The organism is Kocuria tytonicola (assembly GCF_003687455.1).
In the GTDB taxonomy this organism is placed as follows: Bacteria; Actinomycetota; Actinomycetes; order Actinomycetales; family Micrococcaceae; genus Kocuria; species Kocuria tytonicola.
On the sequence record NZ_PHOA01000235.1, the window covers coordinates 1 to 281 of the forward strand.

1 protein-coding gene is annotated in these 281 nt (G+C 64.1%); it reads left to right on the forward strand.

What is annotated here, in order from left to right:
• Positions 1 to 53: 53 nt before the first annotated feature.
• Positions 54 to 281 (forward strand): tetratricopeptide repeat protein (locus CWC38_RS12685; protein WP_206059915.1); only part of this gene is annotated, 228 nt, incomplete at its 3' end.

Here is a 281-nt window from a genome sequence, read left to right on the forward strand (position 1 = left end):
GCCAGCTAACGCCGACGCCATTCTTGGTCTGACGGAAGTGGATATTGCTGCCGGTGACAAAGCGGCGGCACGTAGCCAGCTGGCGAAACTGCCCGCTACCGATAACGCCTCGCTCCGCCGCCCGCGCTGCATATCAGAATGTCCTGACGCGGGAGCCAGCTAACGCCGACGCCATTCTTGGTCTGACGGAAGTGGATATTGCTGCCGGTGACAAAGCGGCGGCACGTAGCCAGCTGGCGAAACTGCCCGCTACCGATAACGCCTCGCTCCGCCGCCCGCGC